Origin of the sequence: Microcoleus sp. N3A4, assembly GCF_036701805.1 — a bacterium.
In the GTDB taxonomy this organism is placed as follows: domain Bacteria; phylum Cyanobacteriota; class Cyanobacteriia; order Cyanobacteriales; family Microcoleaceae; genus Microcoleus.
In genome coordinates this window covers 88,977-105,168 of sequence record NZ_JAUBRJ010000023.1, presented here as the reverse complement: position 1 = coordinate 105,168, position 16,192 = coordinate 88,977, and the positions used below count along the sequence as shown (strand labels likewise).

General features: G+C 45.3%; 16 protein-coding genes and 1 pseudogene. 11 read left to right on the top strand and 6 right to left on the bottom strand.

Annotation, left to right across the window (positions count from 1 at the left end; translation table 11 throughout):
• Positions 1–154 precede the first annotated feature (154 nt).
• Positions 155–1,138: an alpha-ketoacid dehydrogenase subunit beta gene (locus tag QUA56_RS15740; protein WP_333359129.1), complete on the bottom strand. Its 984-nt coding sequence runs from the start codon at positions 1,136–1,138 to the stop codon at positions 155–157.
• Between the two features lie 460 nt (positions 1,139–1,598).
• Here QUA56_RS15740 and QUA56_RS15735 point away from each other — a divergent pair, with 460 nt between their 5' ends.
• Positions 1,599–2,318, top strand: coding sequence for a Uma2 family endonuclease (locus QUA56_RS15735; RefSeq protein WP_333359127.1), 720 nt, complete (start codon positions 1,599–1,601; stop codon positions 2,316–2,318).
• 53 nt (positions 2,319–2,371) lie between these two features.
• Here QUA56_RS15735 and QUA56_RS15730 read toward each other — a convergent pair whose 3' ends face one another.
• Positions 2,372–3,739, bottom strand: a complete 1,368-nt coding sequence (locus tag QUA56_RS15730) for an NACHT domain-containing protein (protein WP_333359125.1) — start codon at positions 3,737–3,739, stop codon at positions 2,372–2,374.
• Between the two features lie 245 nt (positions 3,740–3,984).
• Between QUA56_RS15730 and QUA56_RS15725 the strand changes: the two genes are divergently transcribed.
• Positions 3,985–4,824, top strand: a complete 840-nt coding sequence (locus QUA56_RS15725) for an SH3 domain-containing protein (RefSeq protein WP_333359123.1) — start codon at positions 3,985–3,987, stop codon at positions 4,822–4,824.
• Between the two features lie 226 nt (positions 4,825–5,050).
• Positions 5,051–5,374 (top strand): transcriptional regulator, encoded by a 324-nt coding sequence (locus QUA56_RS15720; protein WP_333359121.1) that lies wholly within the window; start codon positions 5,051–5,053, stop codon positions 5,372–5,374.
• Between the two features lie 256 nt (positions 5,375–5,630).
• On the opposite strand, the gene QUA56_RS15715 is transcribed toward QUA56_RS15720, so the two are convergent.
• From QUA56_RS15715 to purB, 3 genes are all read right to left on the bottom strand, one after another.
• Complete coding sequence (locus QUA56_RS15715; RefSeq protein ID WP_333359119.1) at positions 5,631–6,356, bottom strand: M15 family metallopeptidase; 726 nt, start codon at positions 6,354–6,356, stop codon at positions 5,631–5,633.
• Between the two features lie 73 nt (positions 6,357–6,429).
• Positions 6,430–7,311 carry a Uma2 family endonuclease gene (locus QUA56_RS15710; protein ID WP_333359118.1) on the bottom strand — a complete coding sequence of 294 codons (882 nt, stop codon included), beginning with the start codon at positions 7,309–7,311 and terminating at the stop codon, positions 6,430–6,432.
• Between the two features lie 398 nt (positions 7,312–7,709).
• Entirely contained in the window at positions 7,710–9,005 is a 1,296-nt protein-coding gene (gene purB, locus QUA56_RS15705; protein ID WP_333359135.1) for an adenylosuccinate lyase, read from the bottom strand.
• A 281-nt stretch (positions 9,006–9,286) separates the two neighbouring features.
• On the opposite strand from purB, the gene QUA56_RS15700 reads away from it, so the two are divergent.
• Both QUA56_RS15700 and QUA56_RS15695 read left to right on the top strand, forming a co-directional pair.
• Entirely contained in the window at positions 9,287–10,456 is a 1,170-nt protein-coding gene (locus QUA56_RS15700) for a hypothetical protein (RefSeq protein ID WP_333359116.1), read from the top strand.
• Between the two features lie 78 nt (positions 10,457–10,534).
• Positions 10,535–10,759, top strand: coding sequence for a type II toxin-antitoxin system HicB family antitoxin (locus QUA56_RS15695; RefSeq protein WP_006631052.1), 225 nt, complete (start codon positions 10,535–10,537; stop codon positions 10,757–10,759).
• Here QUA56_RS15695 and QUA56_RS15690 read toward each other — a convergent pair.
• Positions 10,725–11,900: a DNA cytosine methyltransferase gene (locus QUA56_RS15690; protein ID WP_333359112.1), complete on the bottom strand. Its 1,176-nt coding sequence runs from the start codon at positions 11,898–11,900 to the stop codon at positions 10,725–10,727. The genes QUA56_RS15695 and QUA56_RS15690 overlap by 35 nt on opposite strands.
• 209 nt (positions 11,901–12,109) lie before the next feature.
• Between QUA56_RS15690 and QUA56_RS15685 the strand changes: the two genes are divergently transcribed.
• The 6 genes and pseudogenes from QUA56_RS15685 to ycf46 all read left to right on the top strand — a co-directional run bounded on the left by QUA56_RS15685 (position 12,110) and on the right by ycf46 (position 16,121).
• Positions 12,110–12,340 carry a type II toxin-antitoxin system HicB family antitoxin gene (locus tag QUA56_RS15685; RefSeq protein ID WP_333359110.1) on the top strand — a complete coding sequence of 77 codons (231 nt, stop codon included), beginning with the start codon at positions 12,110–12,112 and terminating at the stop codon, positions 12,338–12,340.
• A 51-nt stretch (positions 12,341–12,391) separates the two neighbouring features.
• A pseudogene (locus QUA56_RS15680) lies at positions 12,392–12,615 on the top strand (type II toxin-antitoxin system HicB family antitoxin).
• Between the two features lie 81 nt (positions 12,616–12,696).
• Positions 12,697–13,113 carry a helix-turn-helix domain-containing protein gene (locus tag QUA56_RS15675; RefSeq protein ID WP_333359108.1) on the top strand — a complete coding sequence of 139 codons (417 nt, stop codon included), beginning with the start codon at positions 12,697–12,699 and terminating at the stop codon, positions 13,111–13,113.
• Positions 13,114–13,162: 49 nt separating this feature from the next.
• The gene (locus tag QUA56_RS15670) at positions 13,163–13,549 is read left to right on the top strand and encodes a transposase family protein (protein WP_333359106.1); all 387 of its coding nucleotides are present in this window, start codon (positions 13,163–13,165) and stop codon (positions 13,547–13,549) included.
• Positions 13,550–14,140: 591 nt separating this feature from the next.
• A complete protein-coding gene (locus tag QUA56_RS15665; protein WP_333359104.1) occupies positions 14,141–14,491 on the top strand; it encodes a hypothetical protein in 351 nt (116 codons plus the stop codon).
• 106 nt (positions 14,492–14,597) lie between these two features.
• Positions 14,598–16,121: a stress-responsive protein Ycf46 gene (gene ycf46, locus QUA56_RS15660; protein ID WP_333359102.1), complete on the top strand. Its 1,524-nt coding sequence runs from the start codon at positions 14,598–14,600 to the stop codon at positions 16,119–16,121.
• The last annotated feature ends 71 nt before the right edge of the window (positions 16,122–16,192 follow it).

Here is a 16,192-nt window from a genome sequence, read left to right as displayed (position 1 = left end):
ATTGGTTATTGGTTATTGGTTATTGGTTATTGGTTATTGGTTATTGGTTATTGGTTATTGGTTATTGGTTATTGGTTCGTCCCGAGCTTTTTTTCGGTCTTCAAATAACAAATAACAAATAACCAACAACAAATAACAAATTACCAATAACTATTTATACTCGCAATGCTACCATTTTTTGGACGGCTTCGACAATTTGGTTGGGCTGGACAATTGTCAGTCTTTCCAAATTGCCGTTGTAAGGTGTGGGAATATCTTGTGAAGACAGGCGCAAAACTGGTGCGTCGAGCTCGTCAAAAAATCGATCGCTAATCGAAGCAATTAGTTCGGCACCGATGCCTCCGGTTTTCATGCATTCCTCCACAATAATTACTTTGTGAGTTTTGCGAATGGATGCGCCGATCGTCTCCATGTCCAGGGGTTTGAGAGAAATTAGGTCGATTACTTCTGGATCGTAACCTTCTTTTACCAGTGCGGGCACGGCTTGCAAGACGTGGTGCCGCATCCTGGAATATGTCAGGATGGTGACATCTTTGCCCGATCGCACAATTTCTGCTTTGTCCAGCGGCACTAAATATTCTGTTTCTGGCAAATTTTCTTTGAGGTTGTAAAGAAGGACGTGCTCGAAAAACAGAACCGGGTTATCGTCGCGGATGGCTGATTTTAAGAGTCCTTTGGCGTTGTAGGGAGTCGAACAGGCGACTATTTTCAAACCCGGTACAGCTTGGAAATATGCTTCTAACCGCTGGGAGTGTTCCGCGCCGAGTTGCCGGCCCACGCCGCCGGGCCCGCGAATTACCATCGGCATTTTGAAGTTGCCGCCGGATGTGTAGCGCAGCATTCCGGCGTTGTTGGAAATTTGGTTGAAGGCCAGCAGCAAAAAGCCCATGTTCATGCCTTCGATGATCGGCCGCAGTCCCGTCATTGCTGCGCCTACTGCCATGCCCGTAAAGCTATTTTCGGCGATCGGGGTGTCGAGCACTCTAAGTTCGCCGTATTTGTTGTAGAGGTCTTTGGTGACTTTATAGGAACCGCCGTATTGACCTACGTCTTCGCCGAGTACGAATACGGAGGAGTCGCGGGCCATTTCTTCGTCTAACGCCTCGCGGAGGGCGTTGAACAATAAGGTTTCTGCCATAGGAGGTGAAGCAATGATTGCAGGAGGGTCAGATTAGAATCTTAACCTTTTGGGGGTGTCGATCTAGGAGTCGATCGAACATTTTGTACTTAAAGCGTGCAGAATTGGCAATACCCTTATCATGTTTGGCTATTTTTGTCAAATCATTGAAAAACTATTCTCTTGTTCAAGAGTAATTTGCGTTTATATAGCAGTCCTAAATCATTTGTGAATTTCTTACTCCCTCCCCGCGAGTTCGGGGAGGGTTGGGGTGGGGTAAAAAGATTTACGACTCATTTAGAATTGCTATATATAGCCTTTCTCAGGTAGATGAGGTATGAGTATTAATTGGTAATCGGAGTTGTTAGGTGCTTACCTCACTGAGCTCTACATAAGCACAATTAAGAGGGCTAAAGCCCAACTACGTACCTCACTTATTTGAGAACAGCTATAATATGAATTAGTTTTGAGGAAAGCAGCAATGTTACAGTACAACTTGCCGAGGAACTTGCCCTCAGCCGACGAACTACCAGACTCGGATGAAACGCCTGTGGATAACGAACTGCAAGAACTAATCCCGGGGTTGCTAAAAGCAATCTTGCTGATACTTTGGTCGTCACGCATGGACTGGTTTTTTGGCATAGATATGGGTATTTATTATCACCCTGACAGGCCAGCTATTGTCCCAGATGCTTTCTTGAGTTTAGGAGTAGAACGGTTTTACGACGAAGAATTGCGTCCCAGTTACGTGGTGTGGGATGAAAATGTCATGCCGCTGTTCGTGCTAGAAGTTGTTTCCCAAAATTATCGCAAGGAATACAGCACGAAATTGGAAGAATATCAAGCTTTAGGCGTACTTTATTACGTGATCTATTCTTCCCGCCGCCGCCGTAAACCGCGTTTGGAAGTACACAAGTTAGTCAATGGCCGCTATGAATTGCAGTCAGGAAATCCGATTTGGATGCCAGAAATCGGTTTGGGAATTGGTTGTGAAAGGGGAAATTATTCTGGGGTGACAAGAGAGTGGTTGTATTGGTACGATGCCGGTGGCAAACGCTATTTGACACCTGAAGAACAAGTGAAATATGAAGCGCAACGGGCCCAAGAATTAGATCGGCGCGCCCAACAATTAGATCGGCGGGCCCAACAATTAGCTCAAAGATTGCGAGAGTTGGGAGTAGACCCAGACAATTTGAACTAATGGCAGTCAGTAATTCGATCGCTATTTTGTTTCAGGTAGGGGCGCTCGATAATTTATATTTCAGCAAAATGTTTTTGCAACAAATCGTGAATAAATCGATAGCGCCGATCGCCCGTTTTTTGCAGCAACAAGCGATCGGCTGCTGCATCGAGAAAACGCCTGTAATCCCAAGGAATGTAGCCGTTAGACCACAGCACTAGGTGCAATATAAAACTTTCAATCGCCGGAATTCCCGGCAACAAAGCACTAATTACCGCAGCAACAGCACCCGCAATTAATCCCCAAATCGACCCTGAGACTAGGCTGGCAATTAATCCCAAAATCACCCAAATCAGCCCGCCAACCAGCTTAACTCCCAACTGATACTTGCGCCGTTCCTCGTCTGTTTGCAGCCAGCTAGACGGTATGCGATCGAGGTAAAATTCTTGATTTCCTTGCTGTTCCATCTTTCTCGCCAACCATCCCAGCCAGTGGCGAATTTGTTCCGGCCGCAGTTCCTTACCTCTAGGATACTGCTTGACTTCCCCGGTCATTTGGTGGCGGATATAGGCAGTTAACAGATATTTGCGCTGTTCTTCTGCGGAAGTTATGCGCTTCCAAGCTTCAATTAAAATATCGTCGTAAGCCAAAGCCATCATGCTCAAAAGCAAGGGAACTTTTGCCAATTTCAACAACTCCGGCTCGCGCTCAATGCTGTACCAAAGTTCGCGGCTTCTGGCTTCTAGCAGATAATTTTGAATTTGAGTTTCTGTTAAAGGTTTCAATAAAACCGCTGCTTGCAGGCGAAATCTAGTCTGGCAGTTTTTGTAAGCTTCAAAACTGCTGCAAGCTACTAAATGTTTGGGTTTAAATTCGCTTTCCACAAACTGATTGATTGCTTGAATGCAGATATTTTGGCGGTGGGTTTCTACTTCGTCCAAGCCGTCGAGGAGAGGCAGCAATTGTTGTTCGGCAAGCCATTTTTTGCCTGCAGCAGGAGAGATGCCGTATTTGAAGTGAAGTTGAGCAATTAACCAATCTGCGATCGCCCCGGATTCTGCTTTCCACGATCCGAGTTCAAACAGCACTGGTACTGGCAAACTAGCATCTTTTTGGGCGCGGGAAACTAACACCCGAGCTAATTCTAGCAGCGTCGTAGTTTTGCCGGAACCCGTCGCTCCCAAAATTACCAATTTGCCGTTGGTGCGATCGAAAACTTGAGCAATGCTGGCTTTGGGAGGAAGCCGAAAACTCGGACGGTTGCCGGCTTTCACTTCCACATCCCAACAGCGGTTAACACCCGTTGGCGGCGAGTTTTGACTGAGGTTAGCCAGCACAGCCGCGTGCAAAGACTGCGATCGTCCTGCTTGGACTTCCTGCTTCACCTCCTCCAACAATCGATCGCGAGGCGGTTGTAATCTCAGAGGAATCAATTTTGACATTTTATGTACCTCGCGCTGAACGCTTACCTTCGCAAATTTGCGCGCAAATACCCCAGAGCAAGATTACCATCAGTATAGGCGTCCAGTATATATTCACTCAAATTATTGCGGCAATTATGGATCTGAAATTTTATCTAAAAATCCTGACCCTGTGGCCCGCACTAGGTATTTCCACTATAAATTAACTGGCGATCGCCCCAACTCCCAAACAAAAATTATCAGTATAGATACAGAGAGGGTTTTTTATGTCATTTACGAAGGGTCAAATCATCATAGTAAGCTTAGCAGGGCTGGCAACAGCGGTAGGAGTCGCTGCTGCAACTATACAGTCGGGTGCGATGAAACCATCCAATCCTCCCCTCGCTGAATCCCCGGCATCCACCAGAAACCCGATTGCAGCGCCGACGAAGAACCTCGAATCTCGGCAACCAGAATCTCTGCAAGCACAAACCCAAGCTGCGGAATCTCCGAAATCCCAAAACCAACCTGCAAAAACCCCGGCACTTCAATCCTCGCTAGTTGCAGGAGTATCGCAGGGAACAGTTGGACCAGTAGTTGTCACACCGCCAAATTCGGGTTGCAAAATCACCCAGGCTGTAGTCAGCGATCCGAATCCACCGCTAAATGTGCGATCGATCCCGCAAGTAAGGGGCAGCAACATAGTAGGAAAACTTAAAAATAATACCTTTGTTTCAGTTGCCGAAGAACAAAACGGTTGGCTGCGAATTACCGATCCGCCCGGTTGGATTGCCAAAAACCGCACCGAAAGCAGTTGTTCTAACGTCAACCAGCAGATTAATTTTCTGCCGGGAGGAGATGAGGCGATCGTCAAAGGTCGAATTATCGGCGGCGGCAGCCACTCTTACAGAATTAGCGCCACTAAGAATCAAACAATGACTGTTAGGAATCGGAAAGATGTTTTCCCGCAAATTATAACTCCTGATGGCAAAGTTCTAGCCGGAGTTCCCGATCGAGGCAATGAAACAGAGTGGACTGGAATAATGCCTGTTACTGGAAATTACACTTTTCAACTAGACTCAAATTTCCGGGGATACGAATACGAATTTTGGGTACAAGTGCGTTGACATAATCACCGCCCTTTCATGTGCGGTGATTCTTGACGCTTCTTTGGGGTCTGCTACCGAAGTAGTTTTACGTCCCCTTTGCGTCCGTTTAAAGTCGTGGCAATGCCCTATCCCGACTTTGTTTATATTTTTGGCTGCGTTGATTGACTGTAAAACGAGTTATTCTGGTATAATACAGGTGATACAATTATGCCTGCGGTAACTTCTTAGCTAGTAGAAAACAGAAATGTCAACAAAAGTAGAGGAAAATTTAGCACTCGATACTGGAATCCATAAACGTCTCGGTCTGTTAATAGAGGCATTGGTGGAGGATGAGCGCGTTGGTAGTTCTAGGGAACTAGGAAGAATTACAGGAGTTTCATTCAACACGCTGGTGAACTGGAACGAGGGCAAAGCCGATCCCAGATTGCAAAAGTTAGTTCAGTTTGCCTATGCGATCGGTTGGTCTATGACAGAGTTGATGCAATATGCGGAAGGGGATGAAGATCCCTACGAGGCGATCGCTCGTAAAAAAAAAGCAGGACAGCAGAAGTATCGGAAAGCGTCTTAACAATAGAAAAATATCCATTTATTCAATATTTCAATGCCACGCTAACTGCCGAACAAATTCAGAAGCGCGACTTATTTTTACAGCGTATTAAATACGTTATTGAAGGGTTTTAGCAAGCGGTCTAGACTTTTCTAGTGTGGTCGCCTGCTAACACAATTCCTTCTGACGGCGGGATTTGTGCGATGTAGAGCTTCATTAACCGATGAACGATCGGGCCCTTGTATCTTGTAGTGCCTCGTAGACGCTACTCCAGTAATTAAGGAATCGCCCCAAGCGAGATATCAAGAATCGCAAATTTCTGCCAATCTTCCGAATCAAAGTGCCACCATTCTGTTGTGATACCGATAAATCCGTGTTTTTTCATCGCATCCTTAAGCACTTGACGATTTTTCCGAGATTGGGCGCTGCCACCTTGATAATCTGCGTGAGCTTTTTCGGTAAAATCATCGTAAGGTGTGGGCATTTCTAATTCTTTGCCTGTGCGATCGACTAAAGTCAAATCAATAGCAGCACCGCGATTGTGCCGCGAACCCCTAGCAGGATTAGCAACATAGCGCGGATCTGGCAAAACTGCCCACATTTGCTTAGTCACAGAGAAAGGCCTGTAGCAATCGTAAACTTTCACACCCAATCCGATTTTTTCCAAATCTGTTTGAACTAGCGCTAACTTTTGAGCAACAGAACTTCTCAAGGCGCATTTCGATATAGGGTAAAGTTTTCGTTTCAAGAAATTGTTAGTAGTGGCGTAGCGGATATCGAGGCGAATGTTGCGATTTACGGTGCGGATGTCAACCAGTCGCGCCCAACTGGGAAGTTGACTCATGAAAATACTTTCAGGTAATACTGGGTTTGGTTCTGGTTGGGTAATTTGCACTTGTGGCGGCTCCTGGGCGCGAACAAATGTTGTATGGTGCAGACCGATCGCACATAGCAACACTAGCATAAATGCGATCGGGTATTTTCCAAAACGATTAAATTTCATAGCTGTTCTGATTGTTAGTCTTAGATAGTAGATTACAACCAAAAGCTAAATGCCACACACCGATCGCCAAGGCTCAAATCAGATCGGGATCAATACCCTGCGATCGCAAATAAGCCGCTAATCGTTCTTTTTGTTGCTGTTCCCGATCGGCTCGTTGGCTCTCAGCTTCAGCCCGTTGGCTCTCAGCTTCAGCTCGTTGGCTCTCAGCTTCAGCCCGTTGGCTCTCAGCTTCAGCCCGTTGGCGTTCCTGTTCGGTATGAAGGCGTTCGAGTCGGGCTTGTTCGCTTCCAATCAGCAACAAATTACCCTGGTTATCCCACCAACGCAACCATCGCTGTGTTTGATTTTGATAACTACCTTCCCATACACCCAACTCCACTCCCATTAGTTCGATCGAGTAGTGTCCGCGATCGTTTGGTTCCAAGCGAATATAACGAGTATTCACCCAATTGTAGACTTCTAGTTCACCGGTTTTGATGATGTAGATAGCGTAGTAGGGAATCCGAATAATCTGCTCGTATACCCAGAACTTTCCAGGCTTCTGAGTGACACCTTCTGAGCTGCGAGATAGAGGAGTATTATCGCGTTCTTCCGAACCATTTCCACTAGCAAGCTCGATCGCAATTAGCGGCACCATATACTCGCGCCACAACACGTAAGAGCGACGAATTTCTCCATCTACCAGGGGTGGGACATTGGGGACGTAGAACCAGTCGGGGGCTTCGGCTCCGCGTTCTGGAGGGTCGGTTTCGCGCCAGTAGATGCCACTATCTTGCCCGATCGCATACATTCCGTCGGGGTGGAGGGTTTGCAGCGTGGTTCCCAGGGAGTCGGTGAGCAGGATACACTGAGGATGTTCTTGGAAGTTTTTCACAAACGTGCCGTCGGATTCGGGGAGTTGCGTGTGATCTGGGAAGCCGCGGACTGGGGTTATAGGACTAAGGCTTTGGGTCATGACGGGTACGCGATCGATTGGCGATCGGGACTGATGCTCTGTTCACAGCATAGCGATTGCTGCTGCAATTGTGTCGATATCAAGTCTATTCTGAAGAGTCATCCGAACTAGATCCAGTCTTGGCAAAGATGCAATTTAGGTTGGGTTTCGTTCCTGGGCCCAACCTACACTATCTTGTCTGCAAGCCCGACAGCCCGACAGGGGTTTAAACCCCTGTCTCATAGCGAAAGTCCTCTCAAGAGGACTAAGATATTTCTCATTTCTTGAAAATTTTGTTTTTATGAGTCTTTCAGTCGGTTTCAACCGACTTTAGCTATGAGACGGGGGTTTGAACCCCCGGCGGACTTTCGGATCGGCGCGAGAACTTTCGCTCGCTCTCTTGTGATTTTAAATGATCTTCAAATTCCCAAGCGCTGATACACTAAATCTAAGTGCCTCAATTGATACTGCGGATCGAAACAATCATCAATTTCTTTGGTCGTCATCTTAGCTGTTACCCGATCGTCCTTAGCAATCAAATTGTAGAAATTGCCTTCAGCTTTATTCCAGGCTTCGTGAGCGCAATATTGCACAATTTTGTATGCGTCTTCGCGACTCGTGCCTTTTTCTACTAAGGCTAGCATCACGCGCTGGCTGAAGATGACTCCGCCGTAAAGGTTCATGTTTCGCTTCATATTTTCGGGATAGACTAGCAGGTTTTTTACTAAGTCTGTGGTTTCTACTAACATGAAGTGAGTTACTGTAGAACTGTCGGGCAAAATCATCCGTTCTACGGAACTGTGAGAGATGTCTCTTTCGTGCCAAAGTGCAACGTTTTCTAAGGCTGCGACGGCGTTGGCGCGGACGATTCTTGCCATCCCTGTGAGTCTTTCCGATCGAATCGGGTTGCGTTTGTGGGGCATGGCGGATGAGCCTTTTTGCCCTTTGGAAAAGAACTCTTCGACTTCGAGAACGTCGGTGCGTTGCAGGTTGCGGATTTCTACTGCAAAACGCTCGATCGATGCTGCTAAAAGTGCTAAGGTTTGGACGTATTCGGCGTGTCGATCGCGCGAAATAACTTGAGTCGATGCACAATCGGGTTCGAGTCCGAGATTCTGACAGGCGATCGCTTCTATTCGCGGATCGATATTAGCATAGGTTCCGACTGCGCCGGAGATTTTGCCGACTGCAATGGACGATCGCAAATTCACCAATCGGGCGCGGTTGCGAAATACTTCTGCCAGCCATCCTGCTAGTTTAAAGCCAAAGGTGATGGGTTCGGCGTGAATTCCGTGCGATCGGCCGACCATCACGGTATTGCGGTGTTGTTGCGCCTGATAGCGAATAGCTTGACTCAAATCTTCGACACGTTCTAACAAGATATTGACGCTGGCGACTAATTGCAGCGCCAAAGCAGTATCGAGCACGTCGGAACTGGTTAAGCCGAGGTGAATGTAGCGGCCGGCATCGCCTACATATTCGTTGACATTTGTCAAGAAAGCGATCATGTCGTGGCGGACTTCGGCTTCTATTTCGAGGACTCGTTTGGGGTCAAAATTAGCCTTAGCTTTGATTTCTTCGACTGCGGCGGCGGGGATGTAGCCGAGTTCGGCTTGAGCTTCGCAGACAGCGATTTCTACTTGCAGCCAGCTTTTAAGCTTGGCGGTTTCAGTCCAGATGTTGCCCATTTCGGGCAAAGTGTAGCGCTCTATCACGGTGGGAGTTGGGGAATGCGATCGTCCTATTGTACCGCTATGTGGTGTTGGTCTTGAGTCAGGATGGGGAATTTCGGGCGATCGGGCGATCGAGATATGTGACACATCGTCCGTAGACCGATCGTCGGCAGAGACTGAAAATTGGCAGATGAGTCGATCGAAACAGAAGATTCTCCGTGCTTTAGGTCATCTTGTAAGACAACTGCCGAGATTAATTTCTCTTTCCCAAAAAATCTATTTTTGTTATATTAGAGCTATCAATAAATTTAAGGATTTGTTAAATGACATTAATAGCTGCCTTCTACATCAATAATCATCCTGTACTAATAGGAGATGTATTAATAAGTTGTCCAGACCCCTCACAACTTATTAATATCCCTACTCATGAAAACCTAAAAATATCTCCTCCTGAAGATTTATGGCGCGGGGTTTCGGGACTGCGCCAAAAAGTTAATATCATCAGCTCGAATCTAATGGTTGCATGGTGCGGAGACTGGTGCGCCGCACATACACTTTTAAAAGAATTAAAAGCCCGTTCTGATGCCGAAAACTTCACAAGAAATTCTTTAAATTTTTTTTTTGAGAGCGACGAAATAAGAGACTGGATGGGAAAGGCAGAGGTGTGTTTCATAGGATACATTATGGATGATGACGGCATAAAAGAATTTAAGCATTCTTTTAATGGAGCAAAAATTAATGAAATAAAAATACCGACGTATGGGAATACCTTCATAGCTGGTTCGGGTAGTAACGACCTAATACATCGATTAGAAACTACGGTACCAAGACAGCCCTCAATACCTAAAAAGACCAGTGAATACGACGATGCTGTTCTAGCATCGATAAGTATCTGTGGAGCATTATTAGTTACAGATTTTAAGAACATATTATCTAGTTATGGAGGCTCTTTTGAAATTGCTACCTTAAACAAACAAGGGATGTTTGAGAAGGTTAATGACATAACTTATTTTCAGTGGTGGGTTTCAAATTGTGAAAGCATTAACCCCAAACTAGAGTTAGTACGTAAAGCTTATAAGCTAATCTATATCAAGGATGTGCTAGTAGTCTTTACGCTTTCGATGGGTCAAACCTTCAGGTCATTAATTCGAGATTCCGTTAATTACACTGAATTTCCTATAGATGAGTGTCAATTTTATACAATAGCACCCTGCTATTATCCATACTCCCCTGAAAAAGAAATTTGGTCTGTGGTTTCTGGAGTTCCTATAGACATTACTTCTAGCTTAAATTGCAATCATTTGTTGCCCATAGAATACAACAATCTGTCAGGAGAGATTTCTTTTGTTCCGGGTAAAAAGACAATTTGCAAGCCTCAGCTTTTCCCCGATAAAAATAACTACATAGTAGAATGGCCCAATAACCGTCTATCAACTTTAATTATCAAAAATGAAGATTTGCATGACCTAAAAAATAGTTATAAACGGAAATGATGCTCAACTATATTTAGAGAAGTTAGTCAACGAAACACTTGAGGCTTTAAGGCAAATCGAAGCAGAGGAGACAGAACCGTGAAATATACAGTTGTTATCCAATGGTCAGAAGAAGATCGATGCTTTGTCGTGTTTTTGCCTGAATTTGAGGATGTAATGCAACCAGTAACTCACGGAGATTCTTATGAAGAAGCTATCTACAATGCGCGAGAGGTACTGGAGTTACTAATCGAGAGTTGTCAAGCTGAAGGTAAACCATTACCAGCAACTAAGAAGCTAGAACGATTATTTCAGGCTGCTTAAATTTGTTCACAGCAATATCAGTTAAGTATGGAATAAGTGCAAAACCGATACACTCTGCTAAACGAGGCGGCACGGCATTTCCTATTTGCCACATTGCCTTTTTCATTGAACCTGCAAAAATAAATGAATCCGGGAAAGTTTGCAATCTAGCCATTTCGCGAGCTGAAATCACGCGATTGAGATAAGGATGAATATGAGTGCCACCGTGATTTTCTTTAACAGTCATACTCGGTTTTCCCGGATACTGTCGCTTGAAAGCATCGGCGTAGCTTTCATACAAAGAACCGCCTGGTGGAACTTTAGCAAGTCTCTCCATGTACTCAACAGAATGACGAGTCCATTCGTGGTTAATTTCTGGTATGGGAGTATACTCGGGTAAATCATCAATTGCTGACTCAATCGCTTTGTATTGTTCCGGCAATAATTGCGGCTTCGGATAGGGATTTTGCATCCCAAATCTATTGGCAATAAAAATGGCTCGCGGCCGGATTTGCGGGACTCCATAGGTTGCTGATTCCAGAACAGCAACGGACATATGGGGATAGCCAATTTCCTGAAAAGCCTCGCAAATGGCTTGCTTAACAGCTCCTTTTTGTATAGTCAATATTCCGGGTACGTTTTCCATGACAACATACCAAGGACGTATTTCAGAGACAACGCGGACAAACTCTCTAAAGAGGCGATTTCGAGGGTCGTTGGGGTCGCGTTTTCCTGCAACTGAGAAGCCTTGACACGGCGGCCCACCTACAACAACATGAACTTCTGGAAAACCAATTTCAGCGAGCCACTTTTGGGGATTTAAGTTTTTGATATCGTCGCACAAGTGATGGCAATCGGGAAAGTTTTTTGTATGAGTTGCCGAGGCGATGGGATTAATTTCAACACTTGCTACTGGTCGAAAACCTGCTTGCAATAAACCTTGTGTCATGCCGCCAGCACCGCAAAAAAGATCGACAAATGTATAGTCTGATTTTGGCAGTGACTGAGATTCAACATCAATGAATATCTTGTAGGGGTCGCAGTCATTGGCTTCTAGTTCGCGTTGGATGCGTTCGTAACGCCCTAATTTTGCTTTCTTCTGCTTTTTGGCAGGAATTGGTTCTGAGTCATTTGAGAATAAAGACAGTTGTATTGCTTCCATTTTATATTTTTTTACTGCGTTCTATCTGATGTCGCCCATTTCGGGCAGGGTGTAGGGCTCGATCGCGCTTAGAGTCGGAGAGTGCGATCGTCCTATTGTACATCTGCGAGGGGATGCAAGACTCAGAAACCAGGTTTTTGTAGTTTGGGCGATCGGCTATAATATTGTAAACCCTGTTAGCTGGCATTCTGCTCTATTCGCGTATAACAATGAATAGCCATTACAGTCTCATCATCCAGTGGTCAAAAGAAGATCGACTTTTTGTTGTCAGCTTGCCTGAGTTTACCGATGTCATGCAGCCTTGCACTCACGGACACACTTACGAAGAAGCCGCAAAACACGGACAAGAATTGTTAGAAACATTGATTGAACTCTATCAAGAAGATGGCAAACCTCTACCACAACCTCAGACGTTGGGGAAACGATTACAGATTGCCTAAAACGAAATAATTGAGGCAAATTGGCCAAATCAAAGCAGAGGAGACAAAACCATGAAATATTCAGTTGTTATCCAATGGTCAGAAGAAGATCGATGCTTTGTCGTGTTTTTGCCTGAATTTGAGGATGTAATGCAGCCGGTAACTCACGGAGATTCTTATGAAGAAGCTATCTACAATGCGCGAGAGGTACTAGAGTTACTAATCGAGAATTGCAAGCTGAAGGTAAACCATTCCCAGCAACTAAGAAGCTAGAACAATTATTTCAAGCTGTTTGAATATTTCGCTTGTTTCGGATATTGCGTTTACGCCGCGAAAAGTGTTATCCTCAAGACAACAACCAAAAAATATATCTTGCTATGTTGAAGCAAAAAGCATCGCCAGAGTCTGTTTTACCTCCAGAAAAAGAACAAGAATCCATAGCACAATTAGGACAGATACTTAGCCGAGAATCTGCACAACCAAAATTAGTCACAAGTAATGGAGAAGAGATTCTAATTCCAGAATCAGTCTGCAATATCCTGCGTCAAGCTGTACAAGCAATGGCATCAGATCAGGCTGTTTCGATAGTTCGTTACAATCACCAACTGACGACGCAGCAAGCTGCTGATATCCTGAATGTATCGCGACCATTTCTTGTCAAATTGCTAGATGAAGGAGTAATTCCTTGTATCAAAGTAGGTTCGCATCGGCGGATTCGATTTAAAGATTTAATCATTTATAAAGAACATCGCGACAGAAAGCGCCGTAAACTATTAGACCAGCTAATCGAGTAGACTGAGGAAACAGGTTTATACGAGGAATAGGATTAATTCACTTTTTAATATGGCTAAACTTGCTGTTGTACTTGATGCTTGTGTCCTGTTTCCCATGTATTTGTTTCGATCAAATCGCGAAAGCTTTGCTGCAGCACAAAAGTTTAAGGGAGATTTAGCTGCTCAGGGGGAAGATTTAATTGATCCTCCAATTAAAAGACCAAGAAATCGAGAGTTAACCAAAGAACAGAAACAAGAAAATAAAAAATTTTCCTCCCAACGAATACTTGTTGAGTACCGAATTCGTTTGCTCAAAATATTTCGAGTTTTCCAAGAGAGATTTAGGTTAATTCCTAAGAAGTATGAACGAGTAATTATGACTATTTGTGGATTAGTAAGATTCCGAATTAAATCCCTCATATTACCAGGAGTGAAAGCTCCTATTTTATCATTCTAAAAATCATGCAAATTACTCGATTTTTTAGCTCTGTTAGCAATAGCAATAAACTCAAAACCTTATTTTATGGTGTAGACTAGGTAATCTTCTTTGTTGTTAATTAAAGAATTAAAGTTACTCAGAGAGCAGCTTTGAGAGTTTTCGGAGATGTCTATTGTCTCGGACGATCGACTTTGAGCTACTCAATTCACGTATGTGCCAGTTGGGGGTGCGGAATGTCGGATTGTACCTCAACCAGTAGTGTTCGTACAAACACAGGCACGCTACATATAACGTGCTTGCGGAATTCCTGTCTAAAGAGATGTTGCAACTTTCGATGCGTTTGTTGCTTTTTTACCTCAAGCACAAGAATAAAAAATCTTTCCCTGTTTTTCCTCGATCGTTATGAATATATGCAGCGCCACCTATACCTACCCCTGCACCGCTACCTCATCAGCTACACCCCTTATTTTTCCGTTCTTAACCGCCCCAAAGTCACGTTCTTTGTAACAAAATATTACAAGATGACGCTAAAGCAGCATAGAGGCTTGACAGCAAAGAATTAAGTGGCTAATCTGATATACATACCCGGGTAAGTCAATTCACTGTCATATGCAAGAAAAGCAAAAAGTTACACTGTATCTTCCACCTGAACTGCATCGCCAGCTCAAAATCAAAGCCGCAGTCGAAACAGAACCGATGTCATCAATTGCAGAAAGGGCAATTATATTCTACTTAGGAAACCCCGAACTGGTTGACGAAGTAGAAGCCTCCTACGGACAAACCCATCGGGTATACAACTGTCCAGAATGCACGGGTTCAGTAGTAATGCGAGATGGAGAACTGGCCTCCGTCAAAAGTCAGCCTAGCGTATTGGCTGAGCAGGATCTTCCAGTAAAGCAGGTGTCAGGCGTCAGCGCCAGCACTGCCCAACCGGGAGAGGAAGAATTGGTTCCCTGCTAAGAATGCCTTGCTTCCCCAAAAAGCTAGAACTGAAATTTTCGGTTTTGAGCTAACGGCAGCATTGAGATTCAGCAAAGATAGCACCGTCTCTAGTGGGTCGAGGACTATGCAAGAAGAGATCAGTATTCTAATCCAAGCTCAATATCCTCTGATCTACCTCGTGACATCCGAGGAAGAGCGGTGTGAGCAAGCAATTTCGACAATAGCTAAAGCCGCCAAGCCACAGGGACGAGTCTTCGTCTGGACTGTAACCCAGGGCATGGTAGAGTACGGTCAACCTCGCGCAAACACTCAGCAAAGCACCCTCTCGCCACAGGCAGCAATTGAATGGGCGATCAGGCAGCGGGAACCCAACGACAATCTCAGTGTTTATATATTCAAAGACCTGCATCCTTTTAAAGATGATGCCACTGTAACAAGGTTGTTGCGGGATGCGATCGCCAACTTCAAAGGAACACACAAGACAATCATACTGATGTCTCCTTTGCAGCAAATTCCGATCGAGCTAGAAAAGGAAGTAGTGGTATTAGACTTCGCGCTCCCAGACATGAAGGAACTAAACCAAGTATTGTCTGGCCAGTTGGAGCAAACGAAATCGCGACGCATTACCACAGAAGCACGAGAAAAACTTTTAAAAGCAGCCTTGGGATTGACCAAGGACGAAGCTGAAAAAGTTTATCGCAAAGCCCAAGTTTGCAAGGGGCGCTTGACGGAAGAGGAAGTAGACATAGTTCTTTCCGAGAAAAAGCAGCTAATTCGGCGCAACGGCATTCTAGAGTTCATCGAAGAAGACGAAACCCTGGATGCAGTCGGCGGTTTAGAAGAATTGAAACGGTGGCTCAGGCAGCGTTCCAACGCTTTCACAGAGAGAGCGAGAGAATACGGTTTGCCCCAACCCAAAGGGATGCTAATTCTCGGCGTACCCGGATGCGGAAAATCGCTGATTGCCAAGACAACCTCCCGCCTCTGGGGACTGCCCCTGCTGAGGCTAGATATGGGTAGAGTCTACGACGGCTCGATGGTGGGTCGATCGGAAGCCAACCTGCGTAACGCCCTGAAAACCGCAGAATCAATCTCTCCAGCCATCCTCTTCATCGACGAACTAGACAAAGCCTTTGCAGGAGGAACTGGTTCGGCCGACTCAGACGGAGGCACCTCCAGCCGGATTTTCGGTTCGTTCCTGACTTGGATGCAAGAAAAGACTTCCCCAGTCTTCGTAATGGCAACAGCCAACCGAATCGAGCGGTTGCCGGGGGAATTCTTGAGGAAAGGCCGGTTCGACGAACTCTTCTTTGTTGACCTGCCTACCAAAGAAGAACGCCAAGATATATTTAAGATTCACCTGTCAAAGCGGCGCCGGGACATCTCTCGCTTCGATTTAGAGCAACTTTCCAACGTTTCCGACGGCTTTTCAGGTGCAGAAATTGAGCAAGGGCTAGTAGCAGCCATGTACGAAGCCTTCGCTCAAGATCGAGAGTTTACGCAGTTAGATATCATCGCGGCCATTAAATCCACATTGCCACTGTCTAAAACCATGACCGAACAGGTCAGCGCCCTCCGAGATTGGGCGAGACAGCGCGCGCGGCCCGCTGCGTCTTCCGTCGCTGAATACCAGCGAATGGAATTCTAAAAGCTTTCTCCTGGTCCAAACAGGAGCAAAGGCTAGCAACAGCTAGCAGTTCGATTGAAGAGCCGCCCAGC